Annotated in this window: 17 protein-coding genes; 11 read left to right on the plus strand and 6 right to left on the minus strand. The window is 68.0% G+C overall.

What is annotated here, in order from left to right; all coding sequences use genetic code 11:
- Nucleotides 1-40: 40 nt before the first annotated feature.
- Nucleotides 41-733, minus strand: a complete 693-nt coding sequence (locus tag ACWGIG_RS10685; protein WP_453321178.1) for a maleylpyruvate isomerase family mycothiol-dependent enzyme — start codon at nt 731-733, stop codon at nt 41-43.
- 116 nt (nt 734-849) lie between these two features.
- Here ACWGIG_RS10685 and ACWGIG_RS10690 point away from each other — a divergent pair, with 116 nt between their 5' ends.
- Complete coding sequence (locus ACWGIG_RS10690; protein ID WP_453321179.1) at nt 850-1,755, plus strand: LysR family transcriptional regulator; 906 nt, start codon at nt 850-852, stop codon at nt 1,753-1,755.
- A 14-nt stretch (nt 1,756-1,769) separates the two neighbouring features.
- Here ACWGIG_RS10690 and ACWGIG_RS10695 read toward each other — a convergent pair whose 3' ends face one another.
- Nucleotides 1,770-2,705, minus strand: coding sequence for a helix-turn-helix transcriptional regulator (locus tag ACWGIG_RS10695; RefSeq protein ID WP_453321219.1), 936 nt, complete (start codon nt 2,703-2,705; stop codon nt 1,770-1,772).
- A 120-nt stretch (nt 2,706-2,825) separates the two neighbouring features.
- On the opposite strand from ACWGIG_RS10695, the gene ACWGIG_RS10700 reads away from it, so the two are divergent.
- Together ACWGIG_RS10700 and ACWGIG_RS10705 are read left to right on the plus strand one after the other, a co-directional pair.
- Nucleotides 2,826-4,535 (plus strand): MFS transporter, encoded by a 1,710-nt coding sequence (locus ACWGIG_RS10700; protein WP_453321180.1) that lies wholly within the window; start codon nt 2,826-2,828, stop codon nt 4,533-4,535.
- Between the two features lie 189 nt (nt 4,536-4,724).
- Entirely contained in the window at nt 4,725-5,420 is a 696-nt protein-coding gene (locus ACWGIG_RS10705; protein ID WP_453321181.1) for an HD domain-containing protein, read from the plus strand.
- Between the two features lie 78 nt (nt 5,421-5,498).
- On the opposite strand, the gene ACWGIG_RS10710 is transcribed toward ACWGIG_RS10705, so the two are convergent.
- The gene (locus tag ACWGIG_RS10710) at nt 5,499-6,263 is read right to left on the minus strand and encodes a MerR family transcriptional regulator (protein WP_453321182.1); all 765 of its coding nucleotides are present in this window, start codon (nt 6,261-6,263) and stop codon (nt 5,499-5,501) included.
- Nucleotides 6,264-6,469: 206 nt separating this feature from the next.
- Between ACWGIG_RS10710 and ACWGIG_RS10715 the strand changes: the two genes are divergently transcribed.
- The 4 genes from ACWGIG_RS10715 to ACWGIG_RS10730 all read left to right on the plus strand — a co-directional run bounded on the left by ACWGIG_RS10715 (nt 6,470) and on the right by ACWGIG_RS10730 (nt 10,477).
- The gene (locus ACWGIG_RS10715; protein ID WP_453321183.1) at nt 6,470-6,643 is read left to right on the plus strand and encodes a hypothetical protein; all 174 of its coding nucleotides are present in this window, start codon (nt 6,470-6,472) and stop codon (nt 6,641-6,643) included.
- A gap of 188 nt (nt 6,644-6,831) precedes the next feature.
- The gene (locus ACWGIG_RS10720) at nt 6,832-8,583 is read left to right on the plus strand and encodes a recombinase family protein (protein WP_453321184.1); all 1,752 of its coding nucleotides are present in this window, start codon (nt 6,832-6,834) and stop codon (nt 8,581-8,583) included.
- A 1,157-nt stretch (nt 8,584-9,740) separates the two neighbouring features.
- Nucleotides 9,741-9,977, plus strand: coding sequence for a hypothetical protein (locus ACWGIG_RS10725; RefSeq protein ID WP_453321185.1), 237 nt, complete (start codon nt 9,741-9,743; stop codon nt 9,975-9,977).
- Nucleotides 9,978-9,979: 2 nt separating this feature from the next.
- Entirely contained in the window at nt 9,980-10,477 is a 498-nt protein-coding gene (locus tag ACWGIG_RS10730; RefSeq protein ID WP_453321186.1) for a hypothetical protein, read from the plus strand.
- A 497-nt stretch (nt 10,478-10,974) separates the two neighbouring features.
- Here the strand turns inward: ACWGIG_RS10730 and ACWGIG_RS10735 are convergent, their stop codons facing one another.
- Nucleotides 10,975-11,388: a hypothetical protein gene (locus tag ACWGIG_RS10735; protein WP_453321187.1), complete on the minus strand. Its 414-nt coding sequence runs from the start codon at nt 11,386-11,388 to the stop codon at nt 10,975-10,977.
- A gap of 212 nt (nt 11,389-11,600) precedes the next feature.
- Nucleotides 11,601-11,807, minus strand: coding sequence for a hypothetical protein (locus tag ACWGIG_RS10740; RefSeq protein ID WP_453321188.1), 207 nt, complete (start codon nt 11,805-11,807; stop codon nt 11,601-11,603).
- Between the two features lie 745 nt (nt 11,808-12,552).
- Between ACWGIG_RS10740 and ACWGIG_RS10745 the strand changes: the two genes are divergently transcribed.
- From ACWGIG_RS10745 to ACWGIG_RS10760, 4 genes are all read left to right on the plus strand, one after another.
- Entirely contained in the window at nt 12,553-12,744 is a 192-nt protein-coding gene (locus ACWGIG_RS10745) for a hypothetical protein (protein ID WP_124281148.1), read from the plus strand.
- A complete protein-coding gene (locus ACWGIG_RS10750) occupies nt 12,728-13,255 on the plus strand; it encodes a DUF6879 family protein (RefSeq protein ID WP_453321189.1) in 528 nt (175 codons plus the stop codon). The genes ACWGIG_RS10745 and ACWGIG_RS10750 overlap by 17 nt, the downstream gene beginning before the upstream one ends.
- The gene (locus ACWGIG_RS10755) at nt 13,252-14,085 is read left to right on the plus strand and encodes a helix-turn-helix domain-containing protein (protein WP_453321190.1); all 834 of its coding nucleotides are present in this window, start codon (nt 13,252-13,254) and stop codon (nt 14,083-14,085) included. Before ACWGIG_RS10750 ends, ACWGIG_RS10755 begins: the two co-directional genes overlap by 4 nt.
- 261 nt (nt 14,086-14,346) lie before the next feature.
- Nucleotides 14,347-14,643, plus strand: coding sequence for a hypothetical protein (locus ACWGIG_RS10760; protein WP_453321191.1), 297 nt, complete (start codon nt 14,347-14,349; stop codon nt 14,641-14,643).
- Nucleotides 14,644-14,726: 83 nt separating this feature from the next.
- Here the strand turns inward: ACWGIG_RS10760 and ACWGIG_RS10765 are convergent, their stop codons facing one another.
- Entirely contained in the window at nt 14,727-14,990 is a 264-nt protein-coding gene (locus tag ACWGIG_RS10765) for a GntR family transcriptional regulator (RefSeq protein ID WP_453321192.1), read from the minus strand.
- Nucleotides 14,991-15,098: the final 108 nt, after the last annotated feature.

A 15,098-nucleotide genomic window follows, 5' to 3' on the forward strand; every position in this document is an offset into this window, starting at 1 on the left:
CCGCACGGGTCCCGCCCCCACGCAATGCCCTCTACGTGAACTACTTGAAGAAGACCAACTCCGCCTCCGTGACCCCCCTCAGCTCGTACCGGGTCCCGGCAAGCGGCCGGTTCCCGTACAGCCGCATCAAGGTCGCCGCGTCCCCGACGTACTCGCCCGCACCGCCGTCCGCACCGCCGTCCGCACCGAGCCTGAGCGTCCCCCGGTCCCCCAACTCCGCAACCAGCGAAGGCGACTTGCGTACGTACGTCAGATGCGCCAGCAGCTCCAGCGCGGGCCCGACGCTCTTCCCGCCGTACGCACCGCCCACTCGCCACGCCTCCCGCACGTCCCCCGCGTGCACCCACTCCCCGAGGGCGATCGCGTCCAGCGATCCGTCCTCCTGCGCCGCCATCACGGCCCCCGCCTCGCCGAACCCCCGGTCCAGCTCGTCGATCAGCCGTGCCGGCGGCCAGTCCGCCCGCTCGGCGATGTCCCGGTCGTTGGCCTCCGCCGAGAAGGTGTCCTTCTCGAACCGCCCCGTGAGCACCCGGTCCAGCGCCGCCGAGCAGTGCGCGACCACGTGCCGCACCGTCCACCCGGGACAACAGGTCCGCACCTCGAAGTGCTCCTCGGTGGCCCGTGACCTCAACAGCCGTACGAACGGCTCCCGTTCGGCCATCAGCAACCGCTCGGGAAGCCACGCATCCCGCACTCCTGCACCCTCATCAGCCGTACGCGTCATACGAGTCATGCGCCCACGCTAAAGGTGATCAGCTCTGGATCACCGCGTCTCGCAGCATCTTCTCCCGCCGACCCCGCCCACCCCCGGCCACCCACGCCCGCGACCTCCAGTGATAACCATCGGCTATGGACACACACACCCGAGATCTGCGCTACTTCCTGGCTGTGGCAAGGGAGTTGAACTTCACGCGCGCCGCCGAGTCCCTCTTCGTCTCCCAGCCCGCCCTCAGCAAACAGATACGCCAACTCGAACGGAACCTGGGCGCGGACCTGTTCCTCCGCGACCGCCGCGAGGTTCGCCTGACCCAGGCAGGCGAAGCACTTCTCCCGCACGCCCAACACACCCTCAAAACCTGGCAGTTAGGCATGAATGCCCTGGCCGAGCTCCGTTCACGGACCACCACCGTCCTGCACATCGGCATGAGCACCAGTCCGGGGCGCGGCGGCCTGCTGCCCGCGATCCGCTCCCGTTTCACGGCCGAACACCCGGAAGCCACCCCCTCCGTCCGCCAGGTCGGCTGGTCGGACCCGACCGCGGGCCTCGCCGACGGCAGCAGCGACGCGGCCTTCGTCTGGCTCCCACTGCCCGAACCGTCCCGCTACGCCCACCTGGTCCTGGCCGAGGAACCCCGCCTGGTCGCCCTCCCCACGAGCCACCCGCTGGCGGACCGCATCGCGATCGACTTCACCGACCTCCTCCACGAGCCCTTCCTCGCCCTCCCGCCCACGGCGGGCCCGCTCCGCGACTACTGGCTGGCCGCCGACGCCCGCAACGGCACGCCCCCGAGGATCGGCGCGGTGGTGGCAGGCCCCGACGAGACGTACGAAGCGCTGGTCGCGGGCCGGGGCGTGGTGCTCGTCGCCTCCGGCAACGCACCGCTCCTGCTGCGCGGCGACGTGATCACGGTCCCGGTCGTCGGCGTCACCCCGTCCCGTTTCGCGCTGGCCTGGCGCAGGGACGACACCCGCCCGCTGGTCCGCGCGTACGCCAGAGCCGCCCGGCTCTCCGGGGGCACCCGGGCGGCGCCCTAGTCCTCAGCTCCGGGTCACGCGTCCGCCCGCGAGGCCGGTGCGGTCTCCGGCTCCCGCCGGTCCACCCGCGAGGCCGGCGCATTCTCCGGATCCCGCCGGTCCGCCCGCGCGACCTGACTGGTCAGCAGCCGCAGCGCGTCCGCGGATGCCGTGTCGTTCGGGGTGTACACCTCCAGCCGGTGGTCGGGGCTCTCCGGCTGGAGCCACACCTGATAGTCGAGGTCGAGCCCGCCGACGGTCGGATGCCGCAGCCGCATGGCACCCACGGTGCAGTCGGCGACCTCGCCCTTGGCCCACATCCTCGCGAACTCCGCGCTGCGCATGGCGAGTTCACCGATGAGCTCGGCGAGCCGGGCGTCGTCGGGGTAACGGCCCGCGGTGAGCCGCAGATAGGCGACGTGGGTGCGGGCCATGGTGTCCCAGTTGCTGTAGAGGTCGCGGGTGAGGGGATCGAGGAAGAACATCCGGGGGACGGACGGCCGCCGCGCGAGGTCGTGGGGCGCGTCGAAGTCGATGTGTTCCGCGACGAGGGCGCGCCCGGTGCGGTTCCAGGCCAGTACGTCCCCACGGCGTCCGAGCACGACGGCCGGAGTGGCCTCCCCCAGGAACTCCAGGAGCGACAGCACGCGTGCGTGCGGCTTCTCCGGCCGGGGGCGTACGAGTCGTGAAGTGGCGCAGTGCCGGGCGAGGTTGTGCAGGTGCACGGTCTCGACCTCACCCAGCTGCAGCACACTCGCCAGCGCGTCGAGGACCTGACCGGAGGCCGTACCGGCCTGGCCCTGTTCCAGCCGCGTGTAGTAGCCGACGCTGACCCCCGCGAGCTGGGCGAGCTCCTCCCGGCGCAGCCCCGGCACGCGGCGGGTGGTTCCGTACGTACGCAGCCCGGCGTCGGCGGGGGTGACGCGGTCGCGGCGGTTCTTGAGGTAAGCCCCGAGGCTCTCCGGTTCCATGGCCATGGCCCCGAGCGTAGATCGCCCGCAGCCGGACACCCACGCCCCTGCCCACCCCTGCGAGGTGTACCCACGGCAGGGGGATGGCTGCGGTACGGAAACGGCCACAGCCTCTCTCCCATGAACACAACGAACCTGCCGGACCGGCGGAACCCACCGCCCCGACCTGGCAGACAACCCACACCCCGCTCCCCCTGGCTGGGCCTGGTCGTGGTCCTCGGCCCCGTCCTGCTGGTCGCGATGGACAGTTCGGTGCTCTTCCTGGCGATGCCCGCGGTCTCCGAAGCGCTCTCGCCCACCGCCGACCAGGCACTGTGGATCCTGGACGTGTACGGATTCGCCGTCGCCTCGCTGCTGGTCGCGTTCGGCAACATCGGCGACCGGTACGGCCGGCTGAAGCTCCTGCTCGCCGGCACGGCGGCCTTCGGTCTCGCCTCGACGGGCGCGGCATTCGCCCCCACCCCCGAACTCCTCATCGTCTTCCGCGCGTTGATGGGTGCGGCGGGCGCGACACTCCTCCCTTCGGCCCTGGCCGTCCTCAGCGAACTCTTCACCGACCCGCGCAGGCGCACCAAGGCGATCGGCATCTTCGCCGCCACCTTCGCCACCGGTTTCGCGATCGGCCCGGTCGTGGGCGGACAGCTCCTCAACGGCTTCTGGTGGGGCTCCGTCTTCCTCATCAACCTCCCCGTGGCCGCACTCTTCCTGGCCCTGGCCCCGGCCCTGCTCCGCGAGGTACGCACCACCCGCCCCGGCCGTATCGACGCACTGAGCGTGCTGCTCTCCGCCGCGGGCATCCTCCTGACCGTCTACGCGATCAAGCACACGGCGGCGCAAGGCCCGGCACCGCTCCCCCTGGCCACCGGCCTCGTCGGACTGCTCGCCCTCCGGTGGTTCGTACACCGCCAACTCCGCCTCCCCCACCCCCTGATCGACTTCCGCCTCTTCCGCGACCGGGTCTTCACCGTGGCCACCCTGACGGGCCTCCTCCCCCTCGCCGCCTGGTCGTCGATGGCCTACCTGGGCGGCATCTACCTCCAGTCCGTCCTGGGCCTGACCGTCCTGAACGCGGCCCTCATCGCCCTCCCCGGCGCCGCCGCGCTCACCGTCACGTGCATCGCGACCCCAGCCCTCCTCACCCGTACGGGAACCCGCGCCTCCCTCATCACCTGCCACTTCCTCATCACCGGCGGGCTGCTGCTCCTGCTCGCGACGACCGTCACGTCGGGCATCGGGTGGTACGTCGCGTCCACCGTGGTCGCCGGGATCGGCTACGGCATCTCCTTCTCCGTGGTCGCCGACACGGCCATCGCGGCGGTCCCCGCAGAGCGCGCCGGTTCGGCGGCAGCCATCGCCGAAACCAGCAACGAGATCGGCAGCGCCCTGGGCATCGCGCTCCTCGGCTCACTGGCCGCGCTGATCTTCCGCCTCCAGGGCCCGGACGCCGCCGGCACGCTCGGCGAAACCCTGACCCTGCCCGCCCTGACGACCGCGACCGCCTACGAAGCGAAGTCGGCCTTCGTCACCGGCCTGCACGCCGCCGCACTCGTCGCAGCCCTGCTCCACGCCACCCTGGCCACCGCCTCGCTCCGCCACCTGCCAAAGCCCCCACCGAACACGCCCACCCCCCTCCCCGAGCCCCAGCCCTCACACACCACCCCAGCCAACACACCCATCCCGTCCGGCACCCTCAACGGCACCTCCAGCTCAACCCGCACTTCCAGCCCGTCCGACACCTCCAGCCCAACCCGCACTTCCAACCCAACCCGCACTTCCAACCCGACCGGCTCCTCCAGCCCAACCCGCACTTCCAGCCCGTCCGGCGTTTGAGGACGCGCGGACGCAGTCCGGGCCCGGGGCGCAGCCCCGAACCCCAGCCCCCACCGGCGCCGACCGTGAAGCCCCCAGCCCCGCGGCAGCGGTTTCGGGAAGGGGCGGGGAGGGGCCAAATCCGCGAAGCGGCCCACCCACCCGCACCACCACACCCGCCCCGCGCCCCATGCCCCGCACACTGATCCCATGACAAAGCCACACCCCGAAACCCCCGTCACCGCCGACCTGCTCCACCGCTGGTCAGCCACCATCGAAGCCACCCGCCCCACCACCCCGGGGAACCAAGGGGCCCAGGGGACCCAGGGGACCCCAGACCCCACCCCCTACGCCCAAAACCTCCTCACCCGCTGGTCGGAGCCCCAACGCCGCTACCACACCCCCACCCACCTCGCCGCGGTCCTCACTCACCTCGACACCCTCGCCGACCACGCCGCCGACCCGGACCTGGTCCGCCTGGCGGCCTGGTTCCACGACGCCGTCTACCACCCCGAGCGCGACACCAACGAGGACCGCTCCGCCCGCCTCGCCGAACGCGCCCTCCCGGAACTCGGCCTTCCCGCCACCGCCACCGCGGAGGTGGCCCGCCTGGTGCGCCTCACCACCACCCACGACCCGGCCCCCGAAGACACCAACGGCGAGGCCCTCTGCGACGCGGACCTGGCGATCCTGGCCGCCTCCCCGGAGGCCTACGCCGCCTACGCGTCCGCAGTCCGCGACGAGTACGCCTTCGTCCCGGACCCGGACTTCCGCAAAGGCCGCGCAGCAGTCCTGACCCAACTCCTCGCCCTGCCCCGCCTGTTCCGCACCCCCCACGGCACGAAGCACTGGGAAGCCCCCGCCCGCCACAACCTCACGACTGAGCTGACACTGCTCTCCGCCTAGCGCCTAAACGCCGAGCACCGCGCACCGCGCACCGCGCACCGCGCACCAAGCACCAAGCACCAAGCACCAAGCCGGGATTCACACACCAAGCTGTGCGCGAATGAGCGTGTCGAGCCGCTGCCACGCGGGGGACGAGGCGTTGACCGCCCCCTGGATCAGGGCAGGAATCCCGGAAGCGTCACCCATTCCAGGCAGCTCGGGCGACTCGGGCAACTCGGGCGGTACGCCGGATCCGTATCGCTCCCGGGTCGCCCCGACGATCCGGCGGGCAAGGTCCTCGATACGGGGATCCTCGGCACCGAGGTCGTACGCCTGGTCGTAGGCGAGGAAGAGCTGCCGCAGCGCCGGGTCGGCCAGGGACTCGGACTGGTCCTGAAACAGTGTGCTCGCATGCTCCGGACGGGTGGCGAACACGAGCGTCCACAGGTCGCGTTGCAGGTCCACCCATCTCGGAGTGAACCCCCAGTGGGCCAAGGCCTCCAGATGGGCACCGACCTCGTCGGGCACCGGCAGCTGCGCCGCCTGCCCGTCGGCGAGCCCGCGCAGGCGCTCCTGCGTAGACCGCAGGCCACGGATGCGGGCGGTCAGCACGTCGTCGATCTCACGCAGCGCCTGCCGGAAGTCGTCGTCGGACGCCGATCGCAGTTCCCGGATACGGGCCAGCGGCACACCGGCCTCGGCCAGCATCCGGATCTTGATCAGGTCGATGGCGTCGCGCGCACCGTACCGCCGGTAGCCGGACGCGTCGCGGTCGGGCTCAGGGAGCAGCCCCTTGTCGTGATAGACGCGGACGGTCTTGACCGACACTCCGACATACCCGGCCAACTGCCCGATGGTGATCACCCGGCCATCGTCCCACTTGACCCTGCCCCTGGGGCAGGGATGCAGCATGAAGCCATGACGAACCCCCGAACCCCCCAACCGCCCCTTCCACCCCAACCACCCCATCCGCTGACCGGGAAACCCTGCGCGCCCTGGCCGACGAAGGCAACGAAACCGCCCTGGACCGACTGGCCGACCTCGCCGACGCAGCCGGTGACCTCGGGGAGGTGAGCGAGCTGCTGGACGAGGGCTGCATGCACGCCGGGTTCCTCCTCACCCGACGCGCCACCGCCGCCGGCGACCTGCGCGAGCTGCAACGGATCTCCGACGCCGGTTACGAAGAGGCCGGCGACGAGCTGGCCCGGCTGCTCCAAGCACCGGCCGACGAGCAGCGAACCTGAGCGGACCAGCGCCCTAGGAGCCCTCGCTCCCCTCCATCGCGGCACGCTCCTCCGCACTCCGCAGCACGCAGAATTCGTTCCCCTCAGGATCTCCCAGCACACAGAACTAGACGTTCTGGAGTGCGGTCATGGTGGCATCTACGCTGGTCAAGCCCGGTAGCGGAACCCCGTTGGTCCCTACAGGGGGGATGACAGAGACACCCCGAAACCCACTCGCGGGCACGGTGTACGAGACCGAGACCCTTCGGGGCGTGCGGTGCGTACGCCTCTCCGTGCTCACCGACGAGACCACCAGCCCCGAGCGGCAGCGCGAAGCCGACGACATGGCAGCGGCAGCACTCAACATCAACTTTGGCGAAGGCGACCAGCTACGCGAAGCGGTCGACCTTGACGTGTCAGCTTCCAAGTTCGGCCCGTTCGAGCGGGAACAGCTCGGTGCCTGGCTTGCCCGCCCCGATGACTTTGACGCGCTGGTGTGGTGGCGCTTTGACCGTGCCATCCGATCCATGGCGCACATGCACGAGCTTGCGAAGTGGGCCAAGCAGCACCGAAAGATGCTCGTCTTCGCCGAGGGCATCGGCGCGGGTCGGCTCGTCTTTGACTTCCGCAACCCCATGGACCCCATGAGCGAACTCATGATGATGATGCTCGCTTTCGCCGCTCAGGTGGAGTCGCAGAGCATCAAAGACCGTGTCACCGGGGCCATGGCAGCCATACGCAAGATGCCGTTCCGGTGGCGTGGCTCGCGCCCCCCGTACGGCTACATGCCCGCCCCCATGCCCGCCGAACACGGTGGGGTCGGCTGGACGCTCGTCCCGGACCCGGACGCCGTGCTGATCATTGAACGCATCGTTCGGGAGTTGCTGGAGACCGAGACCGGCAAGACAAAGACCGTGTCCGCCGTTGCCGCCGGACTCAATGCGGACAACGTCCCGAGCCCGCGCGATCACTGGGCAGTGAAGAACGGGCGCAAGACCGGCGGCAAGACGGGAGGGGCCAAGGGTTCGCACGTCGTGCGGGAGGTATTCAAGTGGGCCCCCGCTTCCATCACGCGCATGCTCCGCAGTGAATCGCTCCTCGGGTGGAAGATGCACAAGGGGAAGCCGGTGCGGGACGCAGACGGCAACCCCGTCATGGCGAGCGAAACCCCGATCCTCACGCGTGCCGAGTTCGACCGCATCGGGGCACTGCTGGACTCTCGCAGCGTCGACAACACCGAGCGCACCGACACGGACGCACTGCTGTTGCGGGTGATCCACTGCGACTCGTGCGGGGGACGCATGTACCTGAACAAGCAGGAGAGCAAGAAGAATCAAGCACCGGTCTACAAGTGCAATTTCCACGCTCGGGGCGACGAGTGCGAAGCCCCCGCGCACGTCCGGGGCGATTGGGTGGACTACTACGTGACCGCCGAGTTCCTGGCACGGGTCGGGTCCGTCCAGACGATGCACATAGTTGAGATTCCCGGGTATGACCCCGAGCCGGAACTACGCGCCACGGTCGCCGAGTTCGCCGAGCACCAGAAGCAACAGGGCCGGCAGAAGTCCAAGCACGCAGCGGCAGAGTGGCAGTCCCGTGCGGACGCTCTCGACAACCGCATAGCCACGCTCGAAGCGGCAGAGAAGACCGAGCCGCAGCGCATCGTGACCCCCACGGGCCGCACGTTCGCCGACGAGTGGGCCACGAAGGACACAGCGGGCAAGCGCGCCATGCTGATTGAGGCAGGGGTTCGGCTGGACGTGCGGCGCGGTGTACGGGGCGGGTGGCGCAAGCTCGACGTACGCCGTGTGGACTTCACCATGTCGGGTGAGCTGGACCCCGCAGCGGAAGCCGTGGCCGTAGTCGCTGGGGACAAGGAATCCCAAGAACGCGGAGACACCCCGACCGAGGGGGCAAGCGTGCGGCTGGTTGACGCTGCCCGCGAACTGGTTGCCGCGTAAAGCGCTACACAACGTAGTGCGATACAGATCACATTTCAAAAAGGGCCGATTGTTCCAATATGCGGAACACCTTAGGTCCCTACTACCTGGGCCCCCCGGAAAGCTCCGCTCCTGCCGATGGGGCAGGACGCGAATCCCTCCGTCCCTACTGATGGGCAGAAGAAACCCTTGCTCTCCCTGGAACCCGGGAGAGCAAGGGTCCGCGCCATCGACGCAACTCCGCTGACCACCAGCACAACCACACGCAAGGGAGTCTCGTGAGCACAACCCAACATGACGCGCTGATGCGGGCATTGGCGCGCACCGAGACGGCAGCGTGGGCACTGATCCACCAGGGCGAGGGCAGCGCGGCAGACGTGCACCGGCTCGCGGGCGCTGCCCTACGGATCGCAGAACGCCTTTCCGAGGGACCGGAGTGCGCACGCACCGGGTGCGGTGTCCGACTGTCCTACGGGGGCCGTGGAAGACCGCCCCGGTTCTGCTCCGGTGCCTGCCGTCAGTGGGCTGCCCAACTCGACAAGCAGCAGCGGAAGGAGGCGGGGCAGTCATGACTACGTATTCCGATGACTCATAACAGTTTCTAGTTTTTCTCTATAAAACTAAGAAGAAAATAGGGAACCGTGACTCATCACTGCAATTCGATACGCGGCAGATCGGGGGTACTCGGTGGGATTCTACGGCCGTGCTGATCAGGCGGAGTACTGCGACCGGTGCGACGTCCGGTTGACTGGACGCCAAGAACGCTACTGCTCCGATGCCTGCCGGCAGGCAGCCCACCGGGCCCGCCACCGGCCGGACGCCCGCCCGCCCATGCTGCCGTGTCCGTTGTGCGGGGAACTCTTTGAAGCCATGCATCCCCGGCAGCAGTACTGCGACTACAACGAGGAGGCGGGCTACGACTGCATGCACGCCCAAGAAGACCTTCTGTATGCCGCAGAGGACGCCTTGAAAGCCCGGCAGGAAGCCCGGTGCATCCATTGCGGCAACGACGCCGGATGGACCGGCAGGGGACGCCCCAAACGGTTCTGTTCCCCACGCTGCAAGCAAGCCGACTACCGCAAGCGCAAGTCTCAACAAACCGCATAGCGAGACCAGTTCACCCCCTTGACAGGTCATGGGGGCTTTTTCATGCCCGAACACAGATGGAGTGATCAGTAATGAGCGACAGTCTGAACCGAGCCGTTTTCCTGGACGGGAAGCGGGACAAGGGGCAAGCCCAGGCGGACATGTGGCGGTGGAACGAGTCGATGGAGCAGCTTGCTGTGCTCCGCGATGCGCAGCCGGACATGTTCGAGCGCATGGGGCCGACGGCTCGCATGAGCCTTGGCTACTACGAGAACGACAAGCAGATTGCCGCGCAGTACGGGCGCGACGTGAGCAAGGGCGGTAAGTGAAGATGGCTACGAAGATCGAACAGGCAGCCGCGCAGGTCGAGAAGCTGCGGGCACAGGCAGAAAGCATGTCGGGCCCTCTGGCGGAAGCCGAAGCACAGTTGCGTGCAGCGCAGAAAGCGGAGTTGGCGCGGCGCGCGGAGCGTGCGGCGGAGTACAACCGCCAGGTCGTCGACACATGGCGGGAGCGCGCTGACGATGCGGCCCACTCCGGTGACACTGCCCGGGATACCTTCCTGGCTGCCCTTTCCGCGGAACCGTGGTTCGCGGCGTACGTCGAGTACCGGGCGGCCCGTCACAAGCGCGGGCACGTTCTGACGGAGGCGCAGCGCGCGCAGACCGCCTTGGGCGAGACGCAGACGATTCCCGAGCATCGCTGGTATGACGCGCGGCTGTTGGAAGAGATCGTTGCGCACGCAGACACTGAGGCTGCGGCACTCGGTTCCGGGTTCGACCAGGAACTCAGCGACAAGCGCGAAGCCTACATATCCGGGACGGACTGACCATGGCTGTGGATGCTCTCGACCCCGGACCGAACGGGGACTACCCGTACTTCCCGCGAGACGCCGACGGGTACCCGGTGTGGTCGGATGCACGGGGCAGGAACGGGGAGGGTGAGACGGTGATGCCGCGAGGGGTACAGCAGATGCGAGACCCTGCCAACCCTGGCCGGCTGGTACTGGTGGATCTCACACCACGCCGACCGGACGGAACTCCGATTGCCCCGCCGGTCATCCCGCCGGAGCCCCCACACGCAGTCTGAAGCGCTGCTGCCCGCGCTGCACCAGGACGCGCCTTGACCGGCCGTCCTGGTGCACGGTGCACGCGGCGGCGGGTAGGGCGGCCTAGTCACCTGCTCCCAAACCGGCTGCAACGGGGTTCGACTCCCCACACCCCGCGCATGGCTCCGCCCCGGCACAGTGTCGGCGCATGTACCGGGGCGGGCACGCCTGTCGCGGTGTCAGCGAGTGGAGTCATTCTCGATCCACTGCACGCCGGTCTACGAGCCTTCGGGCTCCAGCTCTAGGCACAGTCCGACCTTGTGCGGGACGGCCCTTGCTTGGGCGGGAATCGCTGTGACGCCCTCGACCAGCACCCCGGCGCTACCAGACACCAGCGCAAAGGCACGGGCCAGTGCTTCGAGCCCCTGGGATGCCTGTCCGGCTCGCTGGTCGGCGAGGAATGCGGCTTCGCGGCCGATGGCTTCTACGAGCCGATCGCGGGCTACGGCGACGGTGGGCGACTCTGTCACGGTGTTCTGCGCCGGGATCGAACCCAAGTCAGTCACTTCACCGGAGACCCCACCCTCTTCGGGTGCGGATGAGTCCGGCTCGATCTGGGCTGACGCGCCGCGCCCACCGTCATACACGTACGTCTCGCGGTCATCGGTCCCATCGTTCCTGCTGACACTCATAGTTACCCCTCCCCGGTCGACGCTCTGCCGACCGCCAGTGATCTTTCCATGGCGCTTCGTCAGTCCACCATCCCCCTTGACAGATGGAGGTGCCTCCTGCCCCGCAAGCCCCCCGTGCTCTGCTCCGGGGTGCCCCGAGCTGGACAGCATGAAGCCCCGGTACGGGCGTTGGGTGGCTCGTACCGGGGCTGCGAAACAGCGGGGCCGAACGCCTATCCCTGCCGCGCCACGATGATGCCCCTATCCGGGTTAGTCGGTTCGATCCTCACGGTGACCTTGTCGCCTACTGCAACGTTGCCAGCCGTGGGGTATCGGGCGCTCTTGTATCCCGTAACGACATGTCCGTTATCCAGCTCAATCCGAAACTGGTTGTTGGGCTGTGCTTCCGCCACTGTCCCTTGAACATCCTGTTGCGCCATAGCTCTGTCCCCTCGCTGGTCGGCCCGTTGCCGCCCTGGTCAGAGCGTCGCAGGACGCAGCGTCACTGATCAATGACTCTCGGCGGAACGGCCTGTATTCGACAAGGTGGCGTGAAGACGCCGCAACGAACTGCCCCCACCCGTTTGGGAGGTGCCCCCATGCCGCGTAAGCCCCGCCCCCCGTGCTCTGTCCCGGGGTGCCCCGAGCTGACAACTGGTGGGCGCTGTCTCGCTCATGAGAAGGAAGCGAACGCACAGCGGGTGACACCGGGGACGAGCGCATACGGCCGACGTTGGCCGCTGATCCGTAAGCGGTACCTGTACGCGCATCCGTGGTGCGTGCTCTGTTCGCGCACTGCGACGGTGGCCGACCACTTCCCATCGTCACGACGGCAGTTGCTCGCGCGGCGTGTGGTGAATCCGGATGCGTTCGAGCATCTGCGTCCGCTGTGCACGTCGTGCCACAACCGTGAGACCGCGAAGCACCAGCCCGGCGGATGGGCTGCCGAGAGGGTCCAGCCCCGTCGGCAGTGACCCCGCCCCCAGGCAGGGACCCCCTTCTCCCGTCCTAGAAGCACGGCAGGGAGGCAAAAGACTCGCGCCGCAGGTGGAGGCGTTTGCGCGGCCTTCCGGGGTGGCAGGATGGGCCGATTTCCCGTTCCGGAAAGCTCCAGCTCTTGCCTCAGGTTCGTCCACCCCGGAAGGATCGGCAGTCAGGCCAGAAACCACGGGAAGGGGAACGCTCGTGAAGGTGACCATGTTGGCAACGACGTGTGACAAGAAGGACTGCCCCACCATCTACAAGACCGATCGGGGCACGGTCCTGGTGCAGGGCGAGACGCCCACCGGTCATGGGTTGGACATTCCCGCGCACGAAACGTTGGTAGAGATCCCGATGGACCTGATCATGAAGGCGTTCGGTGATCAGCTTGGCTAGGTCCCTCGGGGATCTGTTCGACACCTTCGAGCGCGAAGCGTTCCGCCTGGAAACGCTGGACGACTACAGCAACTCGGGCAGTACGGACGCCTACCGTGCGTTCGTGAAGGGCGAGGACAAGCCCGACGACTACAACGCCGAATGGTTGGCGGAAGTCCGGAACTACGTCGACTCCGGGCGACGTATGTACCGGGTCCATGTGTTGACCCGCCCCCTGACTCCGTATCTCCGGTTCGAGCTTGGGTGGGGGTATCGCACCAACGCCATGGCCGGCGAAGAGTTCTTCATCCTGGACGTGACCGACCAGCCGAACCCGCTGCCCGACAGCGCCGGTGACTTTTGGCTGTTCGACTCGGTCACACCCGCACCCATGCACTACACCCCGGACGGCAAGTTCCTCCGGGCCGACGTGCTGCCCGATGACCAGGCCGCCGAGTTCATCGGCTACCGGGACACCGCCCTTTCCCACGCCGTGCCGTTCGCGGGCTGGTGGGCAACACACGGCGAGTGAACCGTTCGGAGTTGGGTGCAGCGCTGCGGGCACTGCGGGACGCTTCCGGCAAGGAAGCCAAAGCGGTGGCCCGTGGCGCTGTCATGTCCGCAAGCAAGCTCAGCAAGATCGAAACGGGCAAGCTCAGCCCCCATGCCGACGACGTGGAACGCATCCTTATCGCCATCGGCGTATCGGATGACGTGAAGACCGAGTACATGGATGCCGCCCGCGCCGTTGCGACCGAGGCGACGGCATGGCGACTGATCCAGCGCGCGGGACTTCACAAGGCGCAGCGGCAACTCAAAGCCGTAGACGCTCGGATGAACCTCCTGCGGGTCTTTCAACCCGCCCTGGTGCCCGGCTTGCTTCAGACCCCCGAGTACATGCGCGCCATCCTGTCCCGACACGAAGACCTGAGCGCGGAGACCGTACGAGAGACGGTGAGCGCGCGTCTCGAACGGCAAGCCGTGCTGTACGACGAGAACAAGCGGCTCCGGTTCGTCATCACGGAACCGGTGCTCCGGTGGCTGATCGTGCCCCCACTGGTCATGGCCGGACAACTGGACCGGCTGATCAGCCTTTCGCGGCTGCCGCACCTGGACGTGAGGGTCGTCCCCCTCAGTGGACGGCAGCACGACATAGCCAATCACGCGTTCGTCATTCGGGACGACCGGGCGGTGACGGTAGAGACGGTGCACGCGGAGGTGATCGTCACCGACCCGCGTGACGTGACTCTCTACGTGGCCAAGTTCGACGGATTCGCCGCTACTGCCCTGCACGGCAACCCCATGCGGACCCTCCTGGAAGGCATCCGAGACGACTTGTTGCAGCAACGGGAAACGCCCTAGCCGCAGTTGCCTCAAGCGGAAGAGCATCACGTCAGACGACATTCCGCACGGAGGGACGACGGCACGCATGGCGATCACACCCACGCAGAAGCCAACCGGGTACGCGCTCGAAGAGCTTCCCCGCGAGCCCTCTCCCCACCCGGGGTGCCACGACTGTCTGTCGCGTTGCGTCCGCCGAGAGAACTTCCGCTCGGAGGGCGACTACAGCGCAGTGTCGGACGAGAACGTCAGGCTCCGCGAACACAAGCAGGAAGCACACCGATGACGACCAGCCCGCCAGTGGGCACGTCGGCCATGGAGTTGCGGACATGGCGCGGTGCCTACGGCTCGGCAGAGCACGCTACGGAAGCCGTCAAGGCGGCCCTAGTAAGGATCGGTGTCCGTGAGCGCTTCTACCGCTCGTTGCGCCCCGCCGTCACCGCACCGGGGCTGCCGCTCGTCTATGTGGGCTACCTTCCCGCGGATGTGGTGGAACAGATAGCCGCAGCGCTCAACACCCAGAACCCCGGTCCGCTGACACACGCCGACCCTGTATCGGCGGACCGGCAGGACGGCTAGTCACCGTCCGCCTCTGCCCCATCGGTACGGGAGACACGTACACACAGCGTGTCGACCCCGTGCCGGTGGGGCGCTCTCCGTTCCTACGCCTTGCCCGCCGGTTCACTCCGGTCGGCCACGTAGGTACCACGCTGCGGGACGGTAAAGACCCAACCTTCGTCCCGCAGGAAGCGCACTGCGTTGCGGGCCGTCTCCCGGGCTACGCCGAAGCGCTGGACCAGCGCGGATTCAGAGGGGATCTTCCGATTCACGGTCAGAGTCCCGCGCTCGATATCGGCAATGATCAACGCTGCGATCTGCCGGTACACCGGAGTCGGGGCGTCGTGGTCGATCTCGCTCTCTGCCATAACGCCACCGTAGACAACCAGCCATGTTCACGCCCGGATGCGTACGTCTACCCATCTAGGTAGACGAGGGTAGACAAGATGGTTACCGTCGACAACGAAAACGCCCCG

This window comes from Streptomyces sp. NPDC054863 (assembly GCF_053610825.1).